This is a genomic window from Phenylobacterium sp., from assembly GCF_016124325.1.
Lineage (GTDB): Bacteria > Pseudomonadota > Alphaproteobacteria > Caulobacterales > Caulobacteraceae > Phenylobacterium.
Window position 1 is genome coordinate 100,452 of sequence record NZ_WGNY01000017.1, and the last position, 21,245, is coordinate 121,696.

Here is a 21,245-nt window from a genome sequence, read left to right on the forward strand (position 1 = left end):
TCTATCGAAGCCTCACGTCAGCTCACGAACCGGCCGCACGGGCGAAGCGCGGCGCAAGAGCTCTTAAGATGACACCCGAATTCCACCGCATCCGACGCCTCCCGCCCTACGTCTTCGAGGAGGTCAACCGCATCAAGGCGCGCCTGCGCGGGCAGGGCGTCGACATCATCGACTTCGGCATGGGCAACCCTGACATGCCGACCCCGAAGCACATCGTCGACAAGCTGGTCGAGACCGCGCGCGACCCCAAGGCCGGGCGATACTCGGCGTCGAAGGGCATCACGGGCCTGCGCAAGGCCATGGCGAGCTACTATGGTCGCCGCTTCGGCGTGAAGCTGGACCCCGACCGCGAGGTGATCGCCACCCTGGGGTCGAAGGAGGGTTTCGCGAACCTGGCCCAGGCGCTGACCGCGCCGGGCGACGTGATCGTTTGCCCGAACCCGGCCTATCCGATCCACGCCTACGGCTTCATCATGGCGGGCGGGGTGATCCGGCATGTGCCGGCGCTGTCGCCCGAGGACTACCTGTCGGGGATCAGCCGGGCGGTGAAGCACTCGGCGCCGCCGCCCAGCGTGCTGATCGTGAGCTATCCGTCGAACCCGACGGCCCAGTGGGTCGACCTCGACTTCTACAAGGAGATCGTGGCGCTGGCGAAGAAGCACGACATGCTCGTGCTGTCGGACATCGCCTATTCCGAGATCTACTTCGAGGACAACCCGCCGCCGTCGCTGCTGCAGGTGGAAGGCGCGAAGGACATCGCCGTCGAGGTCAATTCGCTGTCGAAGACCTTCGCCATGGCCGGCTGGCGCGTCGGCATGGTGGTGGGCAACGAGCGGATGTGCGCGGCCCTGGCGCGGGTGAAGTCCTACCTCGACTACGGCGCCTATACGCCGATCCAGGTGGCGGCGGCCGCGGCGCTGAACGGGCCGACCGATTGCATCGACGAGATCCGCGGCATCTACAAGGCCCGTCGCGACACCCTGGTCGAGGCGATGCGGCGTGCGGGCTGGGACATCCCGGCGCCGCCCGCCTCGATGTTCGCCTGGGCGCCGCTGCCGAAACAGTACGAGGAAGCCGGATCCATGCTGTTCTCCAAGCTGCTGGTCGAGGAAGCGGGGGTCGCCGTGGCCCCCGGCATCGCCTTCGGCGAGTATGGCGAGGGCTATGTGCGGATCGGCCTGGTCGAGAACGAGCAGCGGATTCGCCAGGCCGCCCGCAACGTGAAGAAGTTCCTGACCAACGCCGACGAGATCCTGGGACGGGCCCACAACGCCCTGGCCGCCCAATGACCGACCGCATGTGGCGTATCGGCGTCGCGGGCCTGGGCACCGTCGGCGCGGGCCTGCTGAACTTCCTGTCGGAGCGGCCCGATTTCGCCCCGGCGGGCGGACGGGCCGTCGTGACCGGTGTATCGGCCCGGTCGCGCTCGCGGCCGCGTCCGTTCGACATCTCCAACCTGCCGTGGTTCGACGACCCCGTGGCCCTGGCGACCTCGCCGGAGACCGACCTCTTCGTCGAGCTGATCGGCGGTTCGGACGGCCCGGCCAAGGCCGCCGTCGAGGCCGCCCTGGCCGCCGGCAAGCCGGTCGTCACCGCCAACAAGGCCCTGATCGCCGAGCACGGCGCCGAACTGGCCGCGCTGGCCGAGACCAATGGCGCGCCGCTGCTGTTCGAAGCCGCCGTCATGGGCGGGACGCCGGCGGTGAAGATGGTCCGCGAGGCGCTGGTGGGTGACGAGATCCGGTCGGTCGCCGGCATCCTCAACGGCACCTGCAACTACATCCTCACCGAGATGGAAGCCTCGGGCCGGGCCTTCGAGGAGGTCCTGGCCGAAGCCCAGCGGCTGGGCTACGCCGAGTCCGACCCCACGATGGACGTCGGCGGTTTCGACGCCGCCCACAAGATTTCGATCCTGGCGGCTCTGGCCTTCGGCTGCGCGCCCAACTTTGCGGCGGCGGAGATCGAGGGCATCGGCCAGATCGAGCAACTCGACATCCGCCTGGCGAAGGACCTCGGCTATCGGATCAAGCTGGTGGCGTCCGCCGACCGGTCGCCGGACGGCGTGCTGGTGCGCGTGCATCCCTCGCTCGCCCCGCTGGGCCACCCGCTGGCCCAGGCGGGAGGCGCGCTGAACGCGCTCTTCATCGAAGGCGAGCGGGTGGGGCGCATCTACGTCCAGGGGCCGGGCGCAGGCTCGGGGCCCACCGCCGCGGCGGTCGCGGCCGACATCGCCGATGTCATGACCGTCGCCACGCGGCCGGTCTTCCAGAAGCCAGCGGCTTCCCTTCGTCCGTTCCAGCCGGTCGATCCGTCCAAGATGACCGGCCGCGCCTATCTGCGCTTCCTCGTGAAGGACGAACCGGGCGTGATCGCGGCGGTGTCGGAGACCCTCGCGGAGGCCGGCGTCTCGATCGAGAGCTTCCTTCAAAAGCCGGTCGAAGACGCGCTTGGCGTGCCGATCGTGCTGACGACACACGCTGTGGCCGAATCCGTGCTGACCGCCGCCGTCGAGCGCATCGCGGGACTTCCATCGGTGCTGGAGCGGCCCCGGCTGTTGCGGATCGCCCGCATCTGAGCCAGAGAAGCGCGCTCGCCCGTGCGGCGCCCATAGGGGTTGGAGACGAGATGAGTTCCGAAATCCTGGATCGCAGTCTGGTGCTGGACGCCGTCCGGGTCACCGAAGCCGCCGCGATCGCGGCCTGGCGACTGGCCGGACGCGGCGACGAGAAGGCCGCCGACCAGGCCGCCGTCGACGCTATGCGCACGGCGTTGAACGACCTCGAGCTCGAAGGCGAGATCGTGATCGGCGAGGGCGAGCGTGACGAAGCGCCGATGCTCTACATCGGCGAGAAGGTCGGCCTGGGCGGCAAGCACAAGATCGACATCGCGCTGGACCCGCTGGAAGGGACGACGCTGACGGCGAAGGCGATGGCGAACGCCCTGGCGGTGATGGCCTGGGCGCCCAAGGGCACGCTGCTGAACGCGCCCGACACCTACATGGACAAGATCGCCTGCGGTCCCGGCTATCCGCCGGGCGTGATCGATCTGGACAAGGCGCCGGCGGAGAACGTGAAGGCCATGGCCGCGGCCAAGGGCGTCGACGCCAGCGAGATCACCGTCTGCATCCTCGACCGTCCGCGTCACGCTGACATCATCGCCTCGGTGCGGGCGTCAGGCGCGCGCATCCACCTGATCACCGACGGCGACGTGGCCGGCGTGATCAACACGGCCGACCCCGAGACAGGCATCGATCTCTACATCGGCCAGGGCGGCGCGCCGGAAGGCGTGCTGGCCTGCGCGGCGCTGAAGTGCGTCGGCGGGCAGTTCCAGGGCCGGCTCGTGTTTCGCAACGCCGACGAGCGGGCCCGGGCGGCGCGCGTGGGAATCACCGAGCTCGACAAGAAGTACGACCTGCACGAGATGGTCCGGGCCGACGCCATCTTCGCCGCGACCGGCGTCACGAAGGGCGCGCTGCTGGACGGCGTGCACATGTCGGGCGGTTTCGTCCACACGCATACCCTGGTCATGAACTCCGCGACCCGCACCGTGCGGGAAGTGCGCATGAAGCGCCCCGTCTGACGCGAGGCTCGAAACTCCAGAACCATCGTTCTGCGAGATAGGCGTCCCGCGCGTGGATATTCCCGGCTGAGGGGATTCGGGACGCGCGGCGCGCAACCGGCCGTCGAGTTGCAAGACATGGTTGTTGTGGGCCCGCCTTGGAGCGCCTTAGGTCGCGGCTGCGCCGCTCGTCGCCCTGGTCTTCGGGGCGAAACGGGACAGGGCGCCAAGCTCAAGTCGTGGGGGAAGCGGAATATGAAGAACTTCATGGTGGGCGCTGCGGCGCTCCTGAGCGCCGCGCTCGTCGCGGGCGCGGCATCGGCCAGCACCGTCGTGGTGACGCCGGGCAGTCCGCAGGGTTGGTCCAATCCGGTGGGCGAGAACGGCGGCGGCGGCTCGGCCTCCATCACCAACGCCTCTGCGCGCTCGGGCAACGGCTCGCTGGAGACGCACGGCGACCGGACGCGCTGGGTGCTGGGCGACCTCTACAGCTCGTCGTCGGACCTCGGGCTGTTCAGCGATTTCACCGACCTGGCGTTCGAGTATCAGATCGACCCGCTGTCCACGACCTCGTGCTGCGATGCGAAGTATTCGCCGGCGCTGCGCCTCGTCGTCTGGGACGGCGCGACCAAGTACGATTTCGTCTGGGAACAGGCCTATCAAGCCGGCGGCTACGGCGCGGCGGGCGCCATCGGCGACTGGAACACCATCGCCAGCGGCGGGACCTTCTATCGTAACGGCACGAGCGAACTCGACGAGCGCACCCTGGCGACCTGGGCGGGCGGGCTGAGCGCCAACGCCTACGTCGGCGCCGTCTACATCGGCGTGGGCAGCGGGATCGGCTCGGGCTACACCGCCTATGTCGACAACATCACCGCCGGCGGTACGACCTACAACTTCGAAACCGGCGCGGTTCCCGAACCGGCGACCTGGGCGTTCATGATCCTGGGCTTCGCCGGGGCCGGCGCGGCGCTTCGGCGTCGCACGCGTCTCGCCAACGCCTGATCGAAGCAACTCTTCGGCTTTGCGACGCCGTCCGCCTGCGCGGGCGGCGTTTGCATGTGCGACCGCTTCTGACGTCGCGAGGGGCCAGGCCATTGGCGACTCGTGGGTCGCCGGTGGATACTGTTGCGATGTTCCAGGACGAACGACCGGATGGCTGACGGCTCGGCCCACGCCGCATTCCTTGGCGTCGACAACTCCCTGAGCGGGCGCCCGTGGCGTCAGCGCGAGGCGGACGGCCGGGTCGCGCGTCGCCATCAGCTGGATCACGGCCTCTCCGAGCCCCTGGCCCGGGCCCTCGCCTCCCGGGGCGTGGGAGAGGGGGAGGGGGAGGATTTCCTGAACCCCACCCTGAAGGCGCTGTTCCCCGACCCGTCGTCTTTCGCGGACATGGACCGCGCCGCGGAGATCCTGGTCGACGCCCTGGCGGACAAGCGGCGCATCGTGGTGTTCGCCGACTACGACGTGGACGGCGCCTCCTCGGCGGCCCTGATCGTGCGCTGGTTCCGGGCCATGGGGCTGGAAATCTCGATCTATGTCCCGGACCGGATCACCGAGGGTTACGGTCCGTCGCCCGCGGCGTTCCGGCGCCTGAAGGACGAGGGCGCCGAGCTGGTGGTGACCGTGGACTGCGGTGCGGCCGCCCACGACGCCCTGGCGTTCGCCGCCGAGATCGGCCTGCCGGTCGTGGTGATCGATCACCACCTGATGCGGCCCGGGGAGACGCCGGCCGTGGCCGCGCTGGTGAATCCCAACCGGCCCGACTGCACATCCGCACAGGGGCACCTGGCGGCGGCCGGCGTCACCTTCGTCCTGCTTGTCGCGCTCAACCGGGAGGCGAGGCGGCGAGGGCTGCTGACCGCCGGCGAGCCGAACCTCATGGCCTGGCTTGATCTCGCGGCCATGGGCGCGATCTGCGACGTCACCCGGCTCACCGGCTTCAACCGAGCGCTCGCGGCCCAGGGGCTGAAGGTGATGACGGCGTGGCGCAACCCCGGCCTTGCGGCCCTGAGGGATGTGGCCAAGGCGCAAGGACCCGCGACGGCGTTCCACGTCGGCTACCTGCTGGGGCCGCGGATCAACGCGGGCGGCCGCATCGGCCGCTCGGACCTGGGGGCGCAACTCCTGTCGACCGATGATGCGGAACGAGCGGCCGCCCTTGCGGCCGAACTCGACGCGCTCAACGCCTCGCGCAAGGACGTCGAGCGCGAGGTCCAGGAAGCGGCGGTCCGCCAGATCGAGCGCGAGAGCAATCAGGCCGACGCCCCGTGCCTGCTGGTCGCCGAAGACGGCTGGCACCCCGGCGTGATCGGCATCGTCGCCGGACGCCTGCGCGAACGCTATCGAAAGCCGGTGATGGTGATCGGCATCGATCGCGCCGCCGGCGTCGGCAAGGGGTCGGGCCGTTCGCAGCCGGGCGTGAACCTTGGCCGTGCGGTACAGGCCGCCTTCGAGGAGGGCCTGCTGCTCTCGGGGGGCGGCCACGCCATGGCGGCCGGCCTGTCGGTGCGCCCCGACGCGGTCCCCGAGCTGCGCGCGTTCCTGTGCGAGCGGCTCGCCGAGGAGGCCCGCATCGCCGCCGACGCGGACGCGCTGGATGTGGACGCCCTGGTCACCGCCCGCGGCGCCGACCGGGCGCTGTGGACCGAGTTCCAGCGCCTGGCGCCGTTCGGCCCCGGCAATCCCGAGCCGATGTTCGCCGCCGCCGACATGCGGGTGGAGCGCCCGATGGCGCTGCGCGGCGGGCACGTCCGCTGCACGCTCACCGACGCGTCGGGCGGGCGGCTCAAGGCCGTCGCATGGCGCTGCGAGGACACCGAAATCGGTCGCCGGCTGATCGTCGAAGGCGCGGCCGTGCATGTCGCGGGGCGCCTGAAACCCGACGACTGGAAGGGGCGGGAAGGGGTCGAACTCGACATCGAGGACGTCGCCGACCCGCGGCGGGTGTGATGTCGCCGCACCCGGCTTGCGCCTCAAAACGAAGGCCGCTATAGAGCGCGCCTCGCGTCACGCGGTCCCTTCGTCTATCGGTTAGGACGTCAGGTTTTCAACCTGAAAAGAGGGGTTCGACTCCCCTAGGGACTGCCACGCGTTCCAGCACTTTCCAGGCCGTAGCGCGGATGGCGCGCCTCGCGTGCTGCGCGAATCAATGATTGACGCGCCCCGCGTTACGAGAACAGTGTTATAGTCGGCCCTTGACCATCAGGCGGGGAGTAGCGGGCCGAGGGGCGAATGTCTGGTTACGAATTCGAGCACGCGGATGTGGCGCCTGCCGTACGCATCTCGGGACGCGTGAAATGGTTCGACGCTGGCAAGGGCTACGGCTTCATAGTTCCGGACGACCCGAGCCAGACCGATCTCAAGGACGTGCTGCTGCACGTCACGAGCCTGCGGAACTCGGGCCGCGAGTCCTGCCTGGAAGGCTCGGTGATCACCTGCGACGTCGTGCGACGGCCGAAGGGCTGGCAGGTGGCCGAGGTCGTCCTCGTCGACGAGAGTTCGGCGACTCCGCCCGAGCGACGGCCCGGTGAGGGCCCGCGCGGGCGCCCCGAGGGCGCGTTTGGCCAAAGGGTTCCCCGTCGGCCGCTCGCCGCCAGCGGACCCCTTCAGCACGCCAAGGTGAAGTGGTTCAACCGGGCCAAGGGCTACGGGTTCGTGATTCGCGACGAGGAGCCGGGTGACATCTTCGTCCACATCGAGACGCTACGGCGGTCGGGGATGGAGGATCTGCAGCCCGGCGAGAGCGTGATGGTGCGTTTCGCCGAGGGGCCCAAAGGGCTTGTCGTCGCCGAGATCGAAGCGTCTAACGTCGCCTGAAGACCGCTTCGGAGCTTAGTCGATTGTTGCATCAGATGACCGGCCGCGCCGGCCTGCTCGTGCTGGCGGCGGCGCTCGCCGTGGGCGCGCCGGCGGCCGCTCAGATCGCGCGCCAGGATCCCGCCCACTGCATCGGCCAACCTGAACTCAAGCCGCTGGAGCCGCTGAAGGTCCAGACCCTCAAGGGCGCCCAGTCGTTCATGGTCGAGGTGGCGGACAACGAGCGCGAGCGCGAGTACGGCCTGATGTGCCGCAAGGCCCTGGCCCCCGACCGCGGCATGCTGTTCCTGTTCAGCCGCCCCGGGCCGCAGGTCTTCTGGATGCGCAACACGCTCATCCCGTTGGACATCGTCTACATCGGGGCGGACGGACGGGTCGTCTCAATCAGCCGCAATGTCCAGCCGCTCGACGAGAGCGGGACCCCATCGGCCGGGCCGGCGCAGTTCGTGCTCGAGATCGCCGGTGGGCGGGCCGCGCAGATCGGGCTCCTTCCGGGCGACCGGGTGCTGCACCGGGCCCTTCCTCGTGGATGAGCTGATCCCGGATCCGCCCCCGGGCTTCGTCCGCGCCGAGGGCCGGGGAGCGTTTTCGACGCTCAACGGGCCCTATTTCCACAAGACAGGCGGCGGCGAGTCGGTCGAGCAGGCGTTCTTCGCGCTTCCGAGACACACCAACGGCATCGGCATCGTGCATGGGGGCATGCTCTCGGCGTTCATGGACGGCCTGCTGGCCATGGCGGTCGGGCGGGGCTCCGGAATGGTCTCGGTGACCATTCATCTCTCCATCGACTTCCTGCACATGGCCCGGCAGGGGGATTGGGTGATGGGCGAGGCGCGGATGACGCGAGCGACCAAGGACGTGGGGTTCGCCGAAGGGCGCGCTCATGTGCGCGGCGTGGACGTGGTGCGCGCATCTGGCGTCTTCAAGCTGATGGCGCGTCACCGTTAGTTTGCGGAAACGTCGAAACGCCCATATTGCAGGGCCGCCGACGCAATCGGGGCGTAGCGCAGCCTGGTAGCGCATCTGCTTTGGGAGCAGAGGGTCGCAGGTTCAAATCCTGCCGCCCCGACCAGCGCTCGGCCGAACAGGGGATTACAGGAATGCTCGCGCGCATCTTCCGTCCGTCAAAGACCGCCATGCAGTCGGGCAGGGCCAAGACCCGCGACTGGGTGCTCGAGTTCGAGCCGAAGGACGCGCGGCGGCCGGATCCGCTGATGGGTTGGACCATCACCAGCGATACGGAATCGAGCCAGGTGCGGCTGTCGTTCGACACCAAGGAGGAGGCCGTGCGCTATGCCGAGCAGCATGGCATCGCCTTCCAGCTGATCGACTCGACCCCGCCCAAGCGGATCCTCAAGGCCTACGCCGACAATTTCGCGTTCGGCCGCAGAACCCCGTGGACTCACTGAGCCGCCAAACGGGCGCCCGTAGCTCAACCGGATAGAGCATCCGCCTTCTAAGCGGACGGTTGCAGGTTCGAGTCCTGCCGGGCGCGCCACCTCGGAGGAGAATTCCGCGTGGCCTGGACCCGCCGCTATGACGAGGCCGAGCCCCAGCGCGTGAACCGCTGGCTGGCCCAGAGCGGCGTCTGCTCGCGCCGCGAGGCCGAGGCGCTGATCGCCGACGGGCTGGTTTCGATCGATGGCGAGCGGGTCGAGGACCCGGGCCGCAAGATTCTGCCGGGCCAGACGCTGACCGTCGCCGATCGGGGCGAGGGCGCCGACTTCGCCGCGATGTTGAACAAGCCGGTGGGCTACGTCTCGGGCCAGCCCGAGCCCGGCCAGACCCCGGCGGCCCGCCTCCTGACCCGCGCGGCGCTGCTGGGCGAGAGCGACCTCATTCCCGACGCCAGGATGAGCCTGCCGCCCCTGGGCCGGCTCGACATGGACAGCCACGGCCTGCTCCTGCTGTCGAACGACGGCGTGCTGGCCAAGGCGGTGATCGGGCCGCAGTCGTCGCTCGACAAGGAGTATCTGGTGCGGGTGGCGGGGCAGATCGCCGAACCGAAGCTTTCGCGGCTGCGGCACGGGCTCTCCCTGGACGGCCGCCATCTGAAGCCGGCGAAGGTGAGCGTCGTCACCGGGCAGACCCTGCGCTTCGTGCTCACCGAGGGCCGCAACCGCCAGATCCGCCGGATGTGCGAGCAGGTCGGCCTGCACGTGGTCGACCTTCAGCGCGTGCGCATCGGGCCGCTGAGGCTGGGCGACCTGCCGGAAGGGCGCTGGCGGCGCCTCACGCCAGGCGAACGCGAGGCGATGATCGCCGCGTCCAAGGGCTAGGGCACGACCGGCGTGCGGTCGGCCGTGAGGGGCACGACCCAGTCGGCGCGCTCGGGCATCTCCTCGAGGATCCAGCGGGTGAGCCGCTCGTAGTGCTGTACGAACCGGCCGATCTCGGGGTCGGTCATGCCCGCGCCGGTCCGCGCCCGGAGCTTGGCCTCCTGCTCGGCGCGCCAGCCGCGGACGACCTCCCAGCCCGGCGCCTGCAACAGGACCAGGCGATCGAAGCGGCCAAAGAGGGCTTGATAGGGACCGGCGAGCTGCTGGTTCACATATCCACGCCAGCCCCGGCTGGGATCGCGGTCGCGTTCCAGCCCGTTGACGGGCTTGGCGAGCCGCTCGGCGGGTTCGGGCCGGGCGCCCACGCACCATCCTTCGAAGATCACCACGTCGGCGGGCCCCTCGAACCGCCGCCACGCGGTCTTGGGGCGGCGCTCGTCGGTGGCCTTGTCGAAGGCGGGCAGGGGGGTGATGGGATCGCCCTTGAGGCTGTCGAGCACTGCGCTGGCGAGCGTGACGTCATGTGTGCCCGGCGGGCCCCGCACCTCCAGCAGCCGGTGGGTCTGGCGGGCCAGCCAGCCTCGGGCCTCGCGCCCCAGGTAGAAGTCGTCGAGCGAAAGGGCCACGGCGTTGAGTCCGCCGAGGCGCAGCAGCCGGACGGTGGCCTCCGCGATCGTCGTCTTGCCGGAGCCCTGGGCGCCGCACAGGCCGATGATCGCGGTGCGCCCGAAATCGCCGCGCCAGTCGACGGCCCGGTCGGCCAGCGGCTGGCAGACATGCTCGAACGTCGTCCGGAAACTGCCGGGAAGCCCTTCCTCGGCCATGAAGGCGTCGAGCAGCGCCTCGCTATCCACCGGCGGCCTTCGCATAGGCGTCGAGCCCCGTCCGCAGGTCGGCGATCAGGTCGTCGGGATGTTCGAGACCGACGTGAAGACGGATCAGCGGGCCGCCATAGTCGCGCCGGGCCTCGCGGACCGACAGCTGCGGATCGCACCAGATCGCGAGGCTCTCGAAGCCGCCCCACGAGAAGCCGAGGCCAAACACCTTCAGGGCGTCGAGGAAGGCGTTCACAGCCGCCTTGGAGCCGGGCTTCAGCGCGAAGGAGAAGAGGCCGCAAGCGCCCGTGAAGTCGCGGGCCCAGAGCTGGTGGTCGGGGCAGCCGGCCAAGCCAGGGTGATAGAGCGCGGCCACCTCGGGCTGGTCGCGCAGCCAGGCGGCGATCGCGAGGCCGTTCGCGCCCTGCTTCTCGAGCCGCACCGGCAACGTGCGCAAGCCGCGCAGCATGGCGTAGGCGTCCTCGCCGGAAACCGCCCAGCCCATGTGGTTCACGCCATCCGCCAGGCGCCTGACCAGCTTTGGATCGCGCGCCGCCGCCGAGCCCATGAAGACATCGGAGTGGCCGCCCACGTACTTGGTCAGCGCTTGGATCGACAGATCCACGCCATGCTCCAGCGGGCGGAAGAGCAGCCCCGCCGCCCAGGTGTTGTCGATGGCCGTGAGGATTCCACGTTCGCGCGCCAGTTCGGCGACGCGGGGGACGTCCTGCATCTCGAAGGTCAGCGAGCCGGGCGTCTCCATGAAGATCATGCGGGTGGAGTCGGAGGCCTCGCCGACCAGGGTCTCCGGGGGCGTCGCCGGGTCGAAATAGGCGATCGTCACGCCGAACCGCTTGAGCACATTGTCGGCGAAGCGGCGGACCGGCTTGTAGACATTGTCGACGATCAGCACCTCGTCGCCGGCCTTCAGCAGCGCCATCATCGCCCCGGATATGGCGGCGATGCCGGAGGGGTAGAGCGAGACCCCGACGGCGCCCTCGAGCGTGGCCAGGCCATCGCACAAGGCCGCCTGGGCCGACAGGCCGGCCCGGCCGTAGGTGGTGTAGTGCGCGTCGTCGTAGAGCGCCTCGGCGCTGGGCAGCAGCACCGTCGAGCCCTTCTGGATCGGGGGCCCGACGGTCTTCGCCAGGGGGCCTTTCGTCTTGCCGGCGTGAATCAGTCGGGTTTCGTCGGACATGCGGGGTTGCGGGCCCAGGCGACGCTGGCGAAAGTGCCAACGGTTCTTAGAGCCCCAAGCGACTCTTCGTTTCAAGGAGCAGTGATGATCCGGCGCCTCGCGGCGATAGCGGTCCTGGCGGCCTACCTCGGTGGCTGCGGTGGCCCGAAACCGCCCGAAAAGGCGCCGCCGCCGACGCCCGAGACCAAGGTCACCTCCGCGCAGCCGGGCTACAAGGCCGCCGTCAGCCCGACGCTGGAGACGATCCGCAAGCGGGGCTACATGATCTGCGGCGTGCATCCCGGCCTGCCGGGCTTCGCCCTGCGCGATCCGCAGGGCCGGTGGCGCGGCTTCGACGTCGACATCTGCCGCGTGGTGGCGGCCGCCGCTCTTGGCGACGCCGCGAAGGTGCGGTTCCGGGTGATCGACGCGCAGGACCGGTTCGGCGCGCTGCAGAGCGGCGAGATCGACATGCTGTCGCGCAACACCTCCGAGACCTTCGCGCGCGACGCCGGACTGGGCCTGATCTTCCCCGTGATCACCTATTACGATGGCCAGGGCTTCCTCGCGCCCAAGGCGCTGGGGCTCGCGAGCGCCGCCGAGCTGGGCGGCGCGCGCATCTGCGTCCAGGGGGCGACGGCGAGCGCGGGCAATCTCGAGGACTATTTCCGGGTGCGCGGGCTCGAGTTCCGGCCGGTCCTCGCCAAGTCGGAGGAAGAGGCCCGCACGACCTACCAGAACGAGGGCTGTGACGCCTTCACGGCCGACATCTCGGCCCTGGCGGCGTCGCGATCCGTGCTGAACAACCCCAGCGCCCACGTGATCCTGCCCGATGTCATCTCGAAGGAGCCGTTGGGACCGGTCGTCCGCCAGTCGGATCCAATCTGGGCCGACATCGTACGCTGGAGCGTCTACGCCGCGATCCTGGGAGAAGAACTGGGGCTGTCGTCCGGCACGGTGGAGCAGGCGCGGGACACCGCGACCGATCCCGAGACCCGCCGCCTGCTCGGGTTGGAGGGTGACCTGGGCGCTCTGCTGGGACTGAAGGCCGACTGGGGCTATCAGGTCATCCGGCAAGTGGGCGCCTACCACGAGATCTTCCGCCGCAACCTCGGGGGAGATTCCGCCCTGCGGCTCGACCGGGGCCTGAACGCGCTCTGGAACGCGCCGGCGCCAGGGCTGATGTACGCGCCGCCGATGCGCTAGAGCCTTCCCGGATCAGGTGGGATCACCTGATCCGGACAAGAAGGCTCGATCTTCAAGAGCGTAGAGCCCGTCCGGGCGGGTGAACCGGTTCCCACTTCACCCTGACGGGCTCCAGATGGCGAGGCGCATGGCGCAGCGGTTGGCCACGTCCAGGCCGAGAGAAGCCTCGCGTTCGCGGATGATGCGCAGGCGTGCGTTCATTTCGCCGTCCGCCATCTCGGCGAAGCCGCACCGCGCATAGAACGGCGCGTTCCAGGGAATGTCGCGGAAGGTGCTGAGCGTGACCGCCGGCAAGCCACGTCTCCGCGCCAGCACCGCCACCGCGTCCAGCAGGGCGCGGCCGACGCCCCGGCCCTGGGCGTCGTGGCGCACGGCCAGCTCCCACAGGTGCAGGGCGTCGGCGCAGGCCTGGCAGGCCGCGAAGCCGACCACGGCCCCGCCGTCGACCGCCACAAGCACGAGGCCGTCGGCCTGGAACGGGACGTAGAACTCGGGTGGGCTCACTCCATCGTCGGCGATGGCGTCCTGGCTGGAGCCGCGGAACGCCTCGGCGGCCGAGCGCTCGATGTCGGGGAAATGGATCAGTTCGTCGGCGCGGGCAGGGCGGATTTCGATGGATCAGGCTCCGGTCACGACCTCGGTGTCGGCCCGGCCGCCCCACTCGGTCCACGAGCCGTCGTAGACCGCCACGTCGAAGCGGCCCAGCCGGGCGAGCGCGAGCGCCAGGATCGCGGCGCTGACGCCGGAGCCGCAGGTGGTGACGATGGGGCGTCCCAGATCCACCGCCGCCGCCTGGAAGGCCGTGCGCAGCTCGGCGATCGGCTTCAGCGTGCCGTCGGCGCTCACCAGCCCGGCGAAGGGCACGTTGCACGCTCCGGGCATGTGACCCGACCGCAAGCCGGCCCGGGGTTCGGGCGTCTCGCCGCTGAAGCGGCCCGCGGGACGCGCATCGATCACCTGCGTCGCGCCGTCCGCCAGCGCGGCCCGCACATCGGCGAGATCCCGTACGAGCGCCGCGTCGAACGCTGGAGCGGGCGTTGTGGCCGGCGGCGAAGCGGGGGCCGTCTCGATCGGTCGTTCCTCGGCGCGCCACTTCTTAAGGCCGCCATCAAGCACGACGACGTCGGGAAAGCCCATGGTCCGCAGGGTCCACCACACCCGGGGGCCCGAGAACAGGCCCTGGGCGTCGTAGACGACGACCGTGGCTTCACGGCGGAGACCGAGCTCGCCGGCCGCCTGCGCGAACGCGGCGGGGGCGGGAAGCATGTGCGGCAGGTCGGTCGAATGATCCGCGATGGCGTCGATATCGAAGAACACCGCGCCGCGAATGTGCCCGTCGGCGTAGGATCGGGCGCCGGTCATGGGATCGCCCGGCATGAACCAGGTCGCATCGACCACCTGAATGGCGGGATCACCCAGGCGCTCGGCCAGCCAGGCCGTGGAGACGAGCGGGTCGCTCATTGCCCGTCCATCCATGGCGCCAGCGGCAGGCCCTTCTCGCGCAGGAAGGCGGGGTTGAAGATCTTGGATTGGTAGCGCTGGCCGTGATCGCACAGCACGGTCACGATGGTGTGTCCGGGGCCCAGGTCGCGCGCCATCCTGATCGCGCCGGCCACATTGATCCCGGTGGAGCCGCCCATCACCAGGCCCTCGTGCTCCAGCAGGTCGTAGATCGCCAGCAGCATCTCCTCGTCCGAGACCCGATAGGCGTGGTCCACCGTCAGGCCTTCGAGATTGGCCGTGATCCGGCCCTGGCCGATGCCCTCGCTGATCGAGCCGCCTTCCGACTTGAGCTCGCCATCGGTGTAGTAGGCGAACAGGGCCGCGCCGTAGGGGTCGGCCAGGCCGATGCGGATGTCGGGCTTGCGCTCGCGCAGCGCCATGGCCACCCCGGCGAGCGTGCCGCCCGAACCGACGGCGCTGATGAACCCGTCCACCTTGCCGTTGGTCTGCCGCCAGATCTCGGGGCCCGTGCCGCGGACGTGCGCCTCGCGGTTGGCGACGTTGTCGAACTGGTTGGCCCAGATCGCCCCGGCGGACTCCTTGGCGTCAAGTTCTTCCGCCAAGCGGCCGGAATACTTCACGTAGTTCATCGGGTTGGCGTAGGGGACCGCGTCCACCTCCACCAGCTCGGCGCCGTAGAGCCGGATGGCGTCCTTCTTCTCCTGGCTCTGGGTGCGCGGGATGACGATGGTGCATTTGTATCCCAGCGCCTTGGCCACCATCGCCAGGCCGATGCCCGTGTTGCCGGCCGTGCCTTCCACGATGCGGCCGCCGGGCCGCAATAGCCCCTTGGCCTCGGCGTCGCGGACGATGTGGAGGGCGGCGCGGTCCTTGACCGATTGGCCGGGGTTCATGAACTCGGCCTTGGCCAGGATCTCGCAGCCGGTCAGCTCGCTCGCGCGGCGCAGCCGGATCAGCGGGGTGTTCCCGATCGCGTCGAGAACGCTTCCCAGGACTTCGGTGTGGGCGACTTGCATGGCCGCCTACTTAGGGAACACGGGGGGCTGGCGACAGGGGGGCGGTCAAGCTTTGGCCAGATTGAGCTGGACGACGTTGGTCCGCTCGGTGCGGAAACCGGCCTCGCAGTAGCTGAGATAGAAGCGCCAGAGCTTGCGGAACCGCTCGTCGAAGCCCAGGCGGGTTATCTCTTCCCAGGCGCCCTCGAAACGATGGGCCCATTCCGCCAGGGTGTCGGCGTAGTTCTGACCGAAGCGCGAGATCCCGGCCCACGACAGCCCCGCGCGATCGGTCTCGGCCCGCAGGCGCTCCTCCGAGGGCAGCATGCCGCCCGGGAAGATGTACTTCTGGATGAAGTCCGGCGTGCGGCGATAGTGGTCGAACAGTTCGTCCCGGATGGTGATGATCTGAAGCCCGGCGCGGCCGGCGGGGCTCAGGCTGTCGCGGATCTTGTCGAAATAGGTGGGCCAGTACCGTTCGCCGACGGCCTCGAACATCTCGATGGAGGCCACGCGGTCGAACTTGCCGGCCACGTCGCGATAGTCGACGAGCCGGATGTCGGCCCGCTCGGCCAGTCCCTCGCGGAACATCCGCTCCTTGGCGAACCGGTACTGCTCTTCGGAAATGGTGATGCCGGTGACCCGCGCGCCGACTTCCTTGGCCGCAAACTCGGCGAAGCCGCCCCAGCCGCAGCCGATCTCCAGGACGTGATGCTCCGGCGCCAGCGCCATGCCCTCGCACAGGGTCCGGTACTTGCGCTTCTGGGCCTCAGGCAGGGGCTCGCCCGGACGTTCGAAGCGCGCCGAGGAATAGGTCATCGTGGCGTCCAGCCAGCGGGAATAGAACGCGTTGCCGAGGTCGTAGTGGGCGTGGATGTTGCGCTTCGAGCCGGCCCGGCTGTTGCCGCGCAGCGCGTGCTCGATGGCGTTGATGACGGTGATGAGCGGATTGCCGAACGCCACGCGCTCGAAGCGCGCGAAGTTCAACGCCAGCACTTCGAGCAGGGTGGATAGGTCGGGCGTCTCCCACTCGCCGGCCATGTAGGCCTCGCCGAAGCCGATCGTGCCCCAGCGCAGCGTGCGGTTCATGAAGTTGTAGTCGCGGACGATCAGGCGGGATTCCGGCCCCGGCGTCTCGCCCTCCAGCCGGATTTCCCGGCCATCGGGCAGCACGAATGTCATCACGCCCGTGTTCCAGTTCTGCGCCATGATCCGCGCCGCCGAACGGAACGCGGCCGGCGTCCCCCTGAGGTCCGGCGCCTTGGCCTGCACGCTCATACTTACGTCCCCTGAACCCCTGCGATCACGATAGCCCCATGGCTGGCCAGTGGCCAATCCGGGAAGGGGATACGCGCACGATCCGATTCGGGAGGCGCCCGGATGCGCGAACGGGGGCTTGAGGCGCGCGCCGGATAGGGTCACACAGCCGTCGCGCAGACGTGCAGGATTCCCATGGCCGCCCTGACCCTCGACCGCTGGAACTTCGCGCTCGGCGACGGCCGCCCGTTGGCGGTGATCGCGGGCTTGAACGTGCTGGAGGATCTGGGCCTCGCCCTGGACGTCGGCCGCCACCTGCAGGACGTGGCGGGCCGGCTGGGCCTGCCCTTCATCTTCAAGGCCAGCTTCGACAAGGCCAACCGTTCGTCGATCAACAGCTATCGCGGCCCTGGGCTGGAGGCCGGGCTGAAAATGCTCGCGGAGGTGAAGTCGAGGCTCAACGTCCCGATCTGCACCGACCTCCACGAGGAGGGACAGGCCGAGGCGGTCGCCGCGGTGGCCGATCTGGTGCAGATCCCGGCCTTCCTCTGCCGCCAGACCGATCTCGTGGTGGCGACCGCGCGCGCGACCCACGCGGCGGGCGGCCTGCTGCATGTGAAGAAGGGCCAGTTCCTGGCCCCGGCCGACTGCCGCAACATCCTGGACAAGGTGGTCGAGGCCACCGGCGCGCACATGACAATCCTGTGCGAGCGCGGGGTTTCGTTCGGCTACAACAACCTCGTGGTCGACATGCTCGGCATTCCGCTGATGCAGGAGATGGGCTGCCCTGTGACGATCGACGCCACGCACGCCGTGCAATTGCCCGGCGCCGTGGTCGGCTCGAACGGCGCCTCCACCGGGGGGCGGCGCAGCGGCGTGCCGGTGCTGGCCCGGGCGGCCGTGGCGGCCGGGGCGGACGGCGTTTTCCTGGAATTCCACCCCGAGCCCGACAAGGCGCTCTGCGACGGGCCCAGCGCCCTGCCGCTGGAGGCGGCCGAGACCGTGCTGACGCAGCTCAAGGCGGTCCATGACGCCGTCCACGGCGCTTGACCGACCGGGCCACGCATCCCACACGCTAGCGCCATGGACCTGGCCGCCCTTCAGAGCCTTCTGGCCGAAATCCCCGGCAAGCGGGTCGCCTGCGTCGGCGACCTCATGGTGGACCGCTTCGTCTACGGCAGCGTGACGCGGGTTTCGCCGGAGGCGCCGATCCCCGTCCTGACCCGCTCGCGGGAGCTGAAGATGCTGGGCGGCGCCGGCAACGTGGCGCGCAACGTGGCTGCGCTGGGCGGAACCGTCGCGCTCGTCGGCCTGGTCGGCGGCGATCCGGAGGGCCACGAGGCGTCACGGCTCGTGGGCGAGGAAGAGCCGGCCATCGAAGGCTACCTCGTCACCGACGCCGATCGGCCCACCACCCTCAAGACCCGCTTCGTCTCGGGCGGCCAGCAGCTTCTGCGCGTGGACCTGGAGGAGAGCCGGCCGGTGTCGGGCGAGGTGGAGCAGCGCCTCATCCGGACCCTGCGCGATGCGGCCCGCGGCGCCGGCGTCATCCTGATCTCGGACTACGGGAAGGGCGTGGTGACCGACGCGATCATCGATGCGGCGCGCGCCGTGGCGGCCGAGACCGGCGCCAAGGTGATCGTCGACTCCAAGGCCCGCTCATTCGCCCGCTACGGCGACATCGACCTGGTGAAGCCGAACGCGGCCGAGTTGGCCTATGCGACCGGCCTCTCGACGGAGACCGACGCCGAGATCGAGGCGGCGATCGGCCGTGCGCTCGAACTTTGGCCGGTCCGCGGCGTCCTCGTCACTCGGGCGGGCAAGGGCGTGAGCCTCGGCCTGCGCGGTGAAGCCGTGCGCCACTTCCCCACCACCGCCCGCGAGGTGTTCGACGCCTCAGGGGCCGGCGACACCGCCCTGGCCGCCATCGGCTTGGCCCTGGCCGCCGAGGCGCCTATCGAGACGGCCATCGCCTTCGCCCAGCTGGCGTCGGGCGTCGCGATCGGCAAGGCCGGGACCGCGACGGTGACGCCCGACGAGACGGTCGAAGCCGTGCTGTCGGCTCATGCCGCCCTGGTGGAGGGCAAGGTGGCGACGCCGCAGCGGATGGTCGAGGAAGTGGCCCGCTGGCGGGCGCAGGGCCTGAAGGTGGGCTTCACCAACGGCTGCTTCGACATCCTGCACAAGGGCCATGTCGCCTACCTGACACAGGCGCGGTCATGGTGCGACCGGCTGATCGTCGGGGTGAATTCCGACGCCTCGGTGCGGGCGCTGAAGGGGGAGGGGCGGCCGGTCAACGACCTGGAGTCCCGCGCGCTCGTGCTGGCCGGCCTGCGCAGCGTCGACCTCGTCGCGCCCTTCGATGAGGCCACGCCGCTGACCCTGATCCAGGCGGCGCGACCCGATGTGCTGGTCAAGGGCGCGGACTACGCCGAGGACGAGGTGGTGGGCGGCGACCTCGTGAAATCGTGGGGCGGCGAGGTCCGGCTGGCCGACATCGTCGACGGCTATTCCACCACGGCGGCCATCGCGCGGATGGCGCGGAAGGAAGAGGCATGACCCGGCGCATCGTGCTCGTGACGGGGGGCGCGGGGTTCATCGGCTCGAACATCGTGGCCCGGCTGGCCGAGGATCGCGATCTCGACGTCGTGGTCTGCGACCGCCTGCGCGAGGCCGAGCTCGGCAAGTGGCGCAACATCGCCAAGCATCCGATCGGCGACTTCGTCGCGCCCGAGGCGATGTTCGAGTGGCTCGAGGCCCACCGGGATGACGTAGCCCTGATCGTCCACATGGCGGCGATCTCGTCGACGACCGAGCCCGACGCCGACCGGATCGTCCATTCCAACTTCACCCTCAGCCGCGACCTGTTCCGCTGGTGCGCCGAGCGGAAGCGCCGCCTGGTCTACGCCTCGTCGGCGGCGACCTACGGCGCGGGCGAGCACGGCTTCGACGACGACAACGCCTACGAGGCGCTCGCCCGCCTGCGTCCGCTCAACGCCTACGGCTGGTCGAAGGCCCTGTTCGACCTCTTCGTGGTCCGGGAGGCGGCCCGCGGCTACGCCCCGCCGCAGTGGGCAGGCCTGAAGTTCTTCAACGTCTATGGGCCAAACGAAGACCACAAACAGGCGATGAAGTCGGTGGCCGCGCAGATCTGGCCCCACGTGCGCGACGGTCATGCCGTGCAGCTCTTCAAGAGCCATCGGCCCGACGTGCCGGACGGCGGCCAGACGCGCGACTTCGTCTATGTCCGCGACGCCGCGGACGTCACCCGATGGCTGTTCGAGACCCCGGACGTGAGCGGCATCTACAATCTGGGCTCGGGCCAGGCGCGCAGCTTCGAGGAGATGGCGCGCCAGGTGTTCGCCGCGGCGGGCAAGAACGCGCGGATCGAATACACGCCCATGCCGCCGGCCATCCGCGACAAATACCAGTACTTCACCCAGGCCCGCATGGACCGGCTCAAGGCGGCGGGCTACGCCGCGCCCATGACCTCGCTGGAGGAGGGGATCGGCGACTATGTCGGCCGTTTCCTGAGCCAGCCCGACCCCTATCGCTGAGATGGAGCCGCCGGCCAAACGCCGCGGCGGATGGCTGCTCTCGAGCCTGTTGGCGGTCGTCCTGGTGCTGGCGACGGCCGTGGTCGTGTTCTGGGGCGATCTCGTCTCGACGGCGCTGGACCCCAAGATCCCTTTCCAGACCTACCAGCCGCCGCCGGCGCCCGACTACGCCCAGGCGCGCGCCTGGTATCTGCGCCCGGGGCCGGACAACCCGCGGGCCGCCGACGTCTTCTTCATCGCCCCCACGACCTATGACGGCGGGCGCAACTGGAACTCCCGCCTCGATCACCCCAAGGCCAACCGGCAGTTCCGCGAGGTGATGGCGCCGAACTACGTGGGCCCGTTCGTCAGCGTCGGACGCATCTTCGCGCCGAAGTACCGGCAGGCCAGCCTCTACACCCTGACCACCCTTCGCGAAGACGCCCGCGAGGCCCGTCAGTTCGCGTATGGCGACGTGCGACAGGCTTTCCGCGACTACCTGGCCCGCGACAACGGCGGCCGCCCGTTCTTCATCGTCGGCGTCGAACAGGGCGGCACCCTCGGCCTGAGGCTCCTGCGCGACGAGGTGGCTCCAGACCCGATGCTCAAATCGCGCCTGGTGGCGGCCTATCTGATCGACACGGTCGTTCCGGCCGACGACCCGCCGATCCCGCCGTGCGCCGAGCGCGCCGAGGCCGGATGCCTGGCCTCTTGGGTGCGGGTCTACGATGGAGAATTCGACGCCGCCCAGCGCCTGCTGGACAGGGCCCTGGTGTGGAACGACCAGGGCGAGTTGGTAAACTTGGCCCCCCGGCCGGCGCTCTGCTTCAACCCGCTGCTCGGCGCGGTCACCGACCAGCCGGCCCCGGCCCGCCTGAACCTGGGCGCCGCCAACGCGACCGGGCTGGAGTGGGGCGCGCGGCCGCCATTCATGGTCCGGCAGGTCGCCGCCCGCTGTGTCGACGGGGTGCTGAGGGTGACCCACCCCAAGTCGAATTCGCTGAAGACGACCGGGAACTGGGCCGACCGGCGGAAGGCGCCCGGCTACAACCTGTTCTACGCCGACACCGAGGCGGATGCGAAACGCCGGCTGGCGACCTGGCTCGCCCGGTGACAAGGTCGGCGGCGACAAAAAGGGG

General features: G+C 69.8%; 21 protein-coding genes and 3 tRNA genes. 18 read left to right on the forward strand and 6 right to left on the reverse strand.

The features are described 5' to 3' along the window. Nucleotides 1–68: 68 nt before the first annotated feature. The 13 genes from GC203_RS09810 to GC203_RS09870 all read left to right on the forward strand — a co-directional run bounded on the left by GC203_RS09810 (nucleotide 69) and on the right by GC203_RS09870 (nucleotide 9,656). Nucleotides 69–1,289, forward strand: coding sequence for an LL-diaminopimelate aminotransferase (locus GC203_RS09810; RefSeq protein WP_293453757.1), 1,221 nt, complete (start codon nucleotides 69–71; stop codon nucleotides 1,287–1,289). Then, complete coding sequence (locus GC203_RS09815; RefSeq protein ID WP_293453759.1) at nucleotides 1,286–2,575, forward strand: homoserine dehydrogenase; 1,290 nt, start codon at nucleotides 1,286–1,288, stop codon at nucleotides 2,573–2,575. Before GC203_RS09810 ends, GC203_RS09815 begins: the two co-directional genes overlap by 4 nt. 50 nt (nucleotides 2,576–2,625) lie before the next feature. Then, nucleotides 2,626–3,579 (forward strand): class II fructose-bisphosphatase, encoded by a 954-nt coding sequence (glpX, locus tag GC203_RS09820; RefSeq protein ID WP_293453761.1) that lies wholly within the window; start codon nucleotides 2,626–2,628, stop codon nucleotides 3,577–3,579. 234 nt (nucleotides 3,580–3,813) lie between these two features. Further along, a complete protein-coding gene (locus tag GC203_RS09825; protein ID WP_293453763.1) occupies nucleotides 3,814–4,563 on the forward strand; it encodes a PEPxxWA-CTERM sorting domain-containing protein in 750 nt (249 codons plus the stop codon). 150 nt (nucleotides 4,564–4,713) lie between these two features. Further along, on the forward strand, nucleotides 4,714–6,510 hold the full coding sequence (gene recJ, locus GC203_RS09830; RefSeq protein WP_293453765.1) for a single-stranded-DNA-specific exonuclease RecJ: 1,797 nt from the start codon (nucleotides 4,714–4,716) through the stop codon (nucleotides 6,508–6,510). A 63-nt stretch (nucleotides 6,511–6,573) separates the two neighbouring features. Continuing rightward, nucleotides 6,574–6,648: transfer RNA gene (locus GC203_RS09835), tRNA-Glu, on the forward strand. 144 nt (nucleotides 6,649–6,792) lie between these two features. Beyond that, complete coding sequence (locus tag GC203_RS09840) at nucleotides 6,793–7,377, forward strand: cold-shock protein (RefSeq protein WP_293453767.1); 585 nt, start codon at nucleotides 6,793–6,795, stop codon at nucleotides 7,375–7,377. Nucleotides 7,378–7,412: 35 nt separating this feature from the next. After that, nucleotides 7,413–7,910: a DUF192 domain-containing protein gene (locus GC203_RS09845; protein ID WP_293453769.1), complete on the forward strand. Its 498-nt coding sequence runs from the start codon at nucleotides 7,413–7,415 to the stop codon at nucleotides 7,908–7,910. Then, nucleotides 7,903–8,325: a PaaI family thioesterase gene (locus GC203_RS09850; RefSeq protein ID WP_293453771.1), complete on the forward strand. Its 423-nt coding sequence runs from the start codon at nucleotides 7,903–7,905 to the stop codon at nucleotides 8,323–8,325. Before GC203_RS09845 ends, GC203_RS09850 begins: the two co-directional genes overlap by 8 nt. A gap of 47 nt (nucleotides 8,326–8,372) precedes the next feature. Continuing rightward, nucleotides 8,373–8,449: transfer RNA gene (locus GC203_RS09855), tRNA-Pro, on the forward strand. Nucleotides 8,450–8,477: 28 nt separating this feature from the next. Beyond that, on the forward strand, nucleotides 8,478–8,786 hold the full coding sequence (locus GC203_RS09860; RefSeq protein WP_293453773.1) for an ETC complex I subunit: 309 nt from the start codon (nucleotides 8,478–8,480) through the stop codon (nucleotides 8,784–8,786). 12 nt (nucleotides 8,787–8,798) lie between these two features. Then, nucleotides 8,799–8,875, forward strand: a tRNA-Arg gene (locus tag GC203_RS09865). Nucleotides 8,876–8,894: 19 nt separating this feature from the next. Then, nucleotides 8,895–9,656, forward strand: coding sequence for a pseudouridine synthase (locus GC203_RS09870; protein ID WP_293453775.1), 762 nt, complete (start codon nucleotides 8,895–8,897; stop codon nucleotides 9,654–9,656). Here GC203_RS09870 and GC203_RS09875 read toward each other — a convergent pair. Continuing rightward, nucleotides 9,653–10,510: a kinase gene (locus GC203_RS09875; RefSeq protein WP_366501648.1), complete on the reverse strand. Its 858-nt coding sequence runs from the start codon at nucleotides 10,508–10,510 to the stop codon at nucleotides 9,653–9,655. The two genes, GC203_RS09870 and GC203_RS09875, sit on opposite strands and share 4 nt — an antisense overlap. After that, entirely contained in the window at nucleotides 10,503–11,669 is a 1,167-nt protein-coding gene (metC, locus tag GC203_RS09880; protein ID WP_293453779.1) for a cystathionine beta-lyase, read from the reverse strand. Before metC ends, GC203_RS09875 begins: the two co-directional genes overlap by 8 nt. Nucleotides 11,670–11,753: 84 nt before the next feature. Here metC and GC203_RS09885 point away from each other — a divergent pair, with 84 nt between their 5' ends. Next, on the forward strand, nucleotides 11,754–12,854 hold the full coding sequence (locus GC203_RS09885) for an amino acid ABC transporter substrate-binding protein (RefSeq protein ID WP_293453781.1): 1,101 nt from the start codon (nucleotides 11,754–11,756) through the stop codon (nucleotides 12,852–12,854). Between the two features lie 96 nt (nucleotides 12,855–12,950). On the opposite strand, the gene GC203_RS09890 is transcribed toward GC203_RS09885, so the two are convergent. The 4 genes from GC203_RS09890 to GC203_RS09905 form a co-directional block, all read right to left on the reverse strand. Further along, entirely contained in the window at nucleotides 12,951–13,358 is a 408-nt protein-coding gene (locus tag GC203_RS09890) for a GNAT family N-acetyltransferase (protein WP_293453783.1), read from the reverse strand. Between the two features lie 114 nt (nucleotides 13,359–13,472). Beyond that, nucleotides 13,473–14,315: a 3-mercaptopyruvate sulfurtransferase gene (gene sseA / locus GC203_RS09895; protein WP_293453784.1), complete on the reverse strand. Its 843-nt coding sequence runs from the start codon at nucleotides 14,313–14,315 to the stop codon at nucleotides 13,473–13,475. Next, entirely contained in the window at nucleotides 14,312–15,334 is a 1,023-nt protein-coding gene (locus GC203_RS09900; RefSeq protein ID WP_293453786.1) for a cysteine synthase A, read from the reverse strand. Before GC203_RS09900 ends, sseA begins: the two co-directional genes overlap by 4 nt. A 45-nt stretch (nucleotides 15,335–15,379) precedes the next feature. Next, nucleotides 15,380–16,591 carry a cyclopropane-fatty-acyl-phospholipid synthase family protein gene (locus GC203_RS09905; protein WP_293453788.1) on the reverse strand — a complete coding sequence of 404 codons (1,212 nt, stop codon included), beginning with the start codon at nucleotides 16,589–16,591 and terminating at the stop codon, nucleotides 15,380–15,382. 174 nt (nucleotides 16,592–16,765) lie between these two features. On the opposite strand from GC203_RS09905, the gene kdsA reads away from it, so the two are divergent. Genes kdsA through GC203_RS09925 form a run of 4 tightly spaced genes read left to right on the forward strand, consistent with a single transcriptional unit; the run spans nucleotide 16,766 to nucleotide 21,220 of the window. After that, nucleotides 16,766–17,620: a 3-deoxy-8-phosphooctulonate synthase gene (gene kdsA / locus GC203_RS09910; RefSeq protein WP_293453790.1), complete on the forward strand. Its 855-nt coding sequence runs from the start codon at nucleotides 16,766–16,768 to the stop codon at nucleotides 17,618–17,620. A gap of 33 nt (nucleotides 17,621–17,653) precedes the next feature. Then, a complete protein-coding gene (gene rfaE2, locus GC203_RS09915; RefSeq protein ID WP_293453792.1) occupies nucleotides 17,654–19,129 on the forward strand; it encodes a D-glycero-beta-D-manno-heptose 1-phosphate adenylyltransferase in 1,476 nt (491 codons plus the stop codon). After that, on the forward strand, nucleotides 19,126–20,127 hold the full coding sequence (gene rfaD, locus GC203_RS09920) for an ADP-glyceromanno-heptose 6-epimerase (RefSeq protein WP_293453794.1): 1,002 nt from the start codon (nucleotides 19,126–19,128) through the stop codon (nucleotides 20,125–20,127). Before rfaE2 ends, rfaD begins: the two co-directional genes overlap by 4 nt. A gap of 1 nt (nucleotide 20,128) precedes the next feature. Further along, complete coding sequence (locus GC203_RS09925; RefSeq protein ID WP_293453796.1) at nucleotides 20,129–21,220, forward strand: DUF3089 domain-containing protein; 1,092 nt, start codon at nucleotides 20,129–20,131, stop codon at nucleotides 21,218–21,220. Nucleotides 21,221–21,245: the final 25 nt, after the last annotated feature.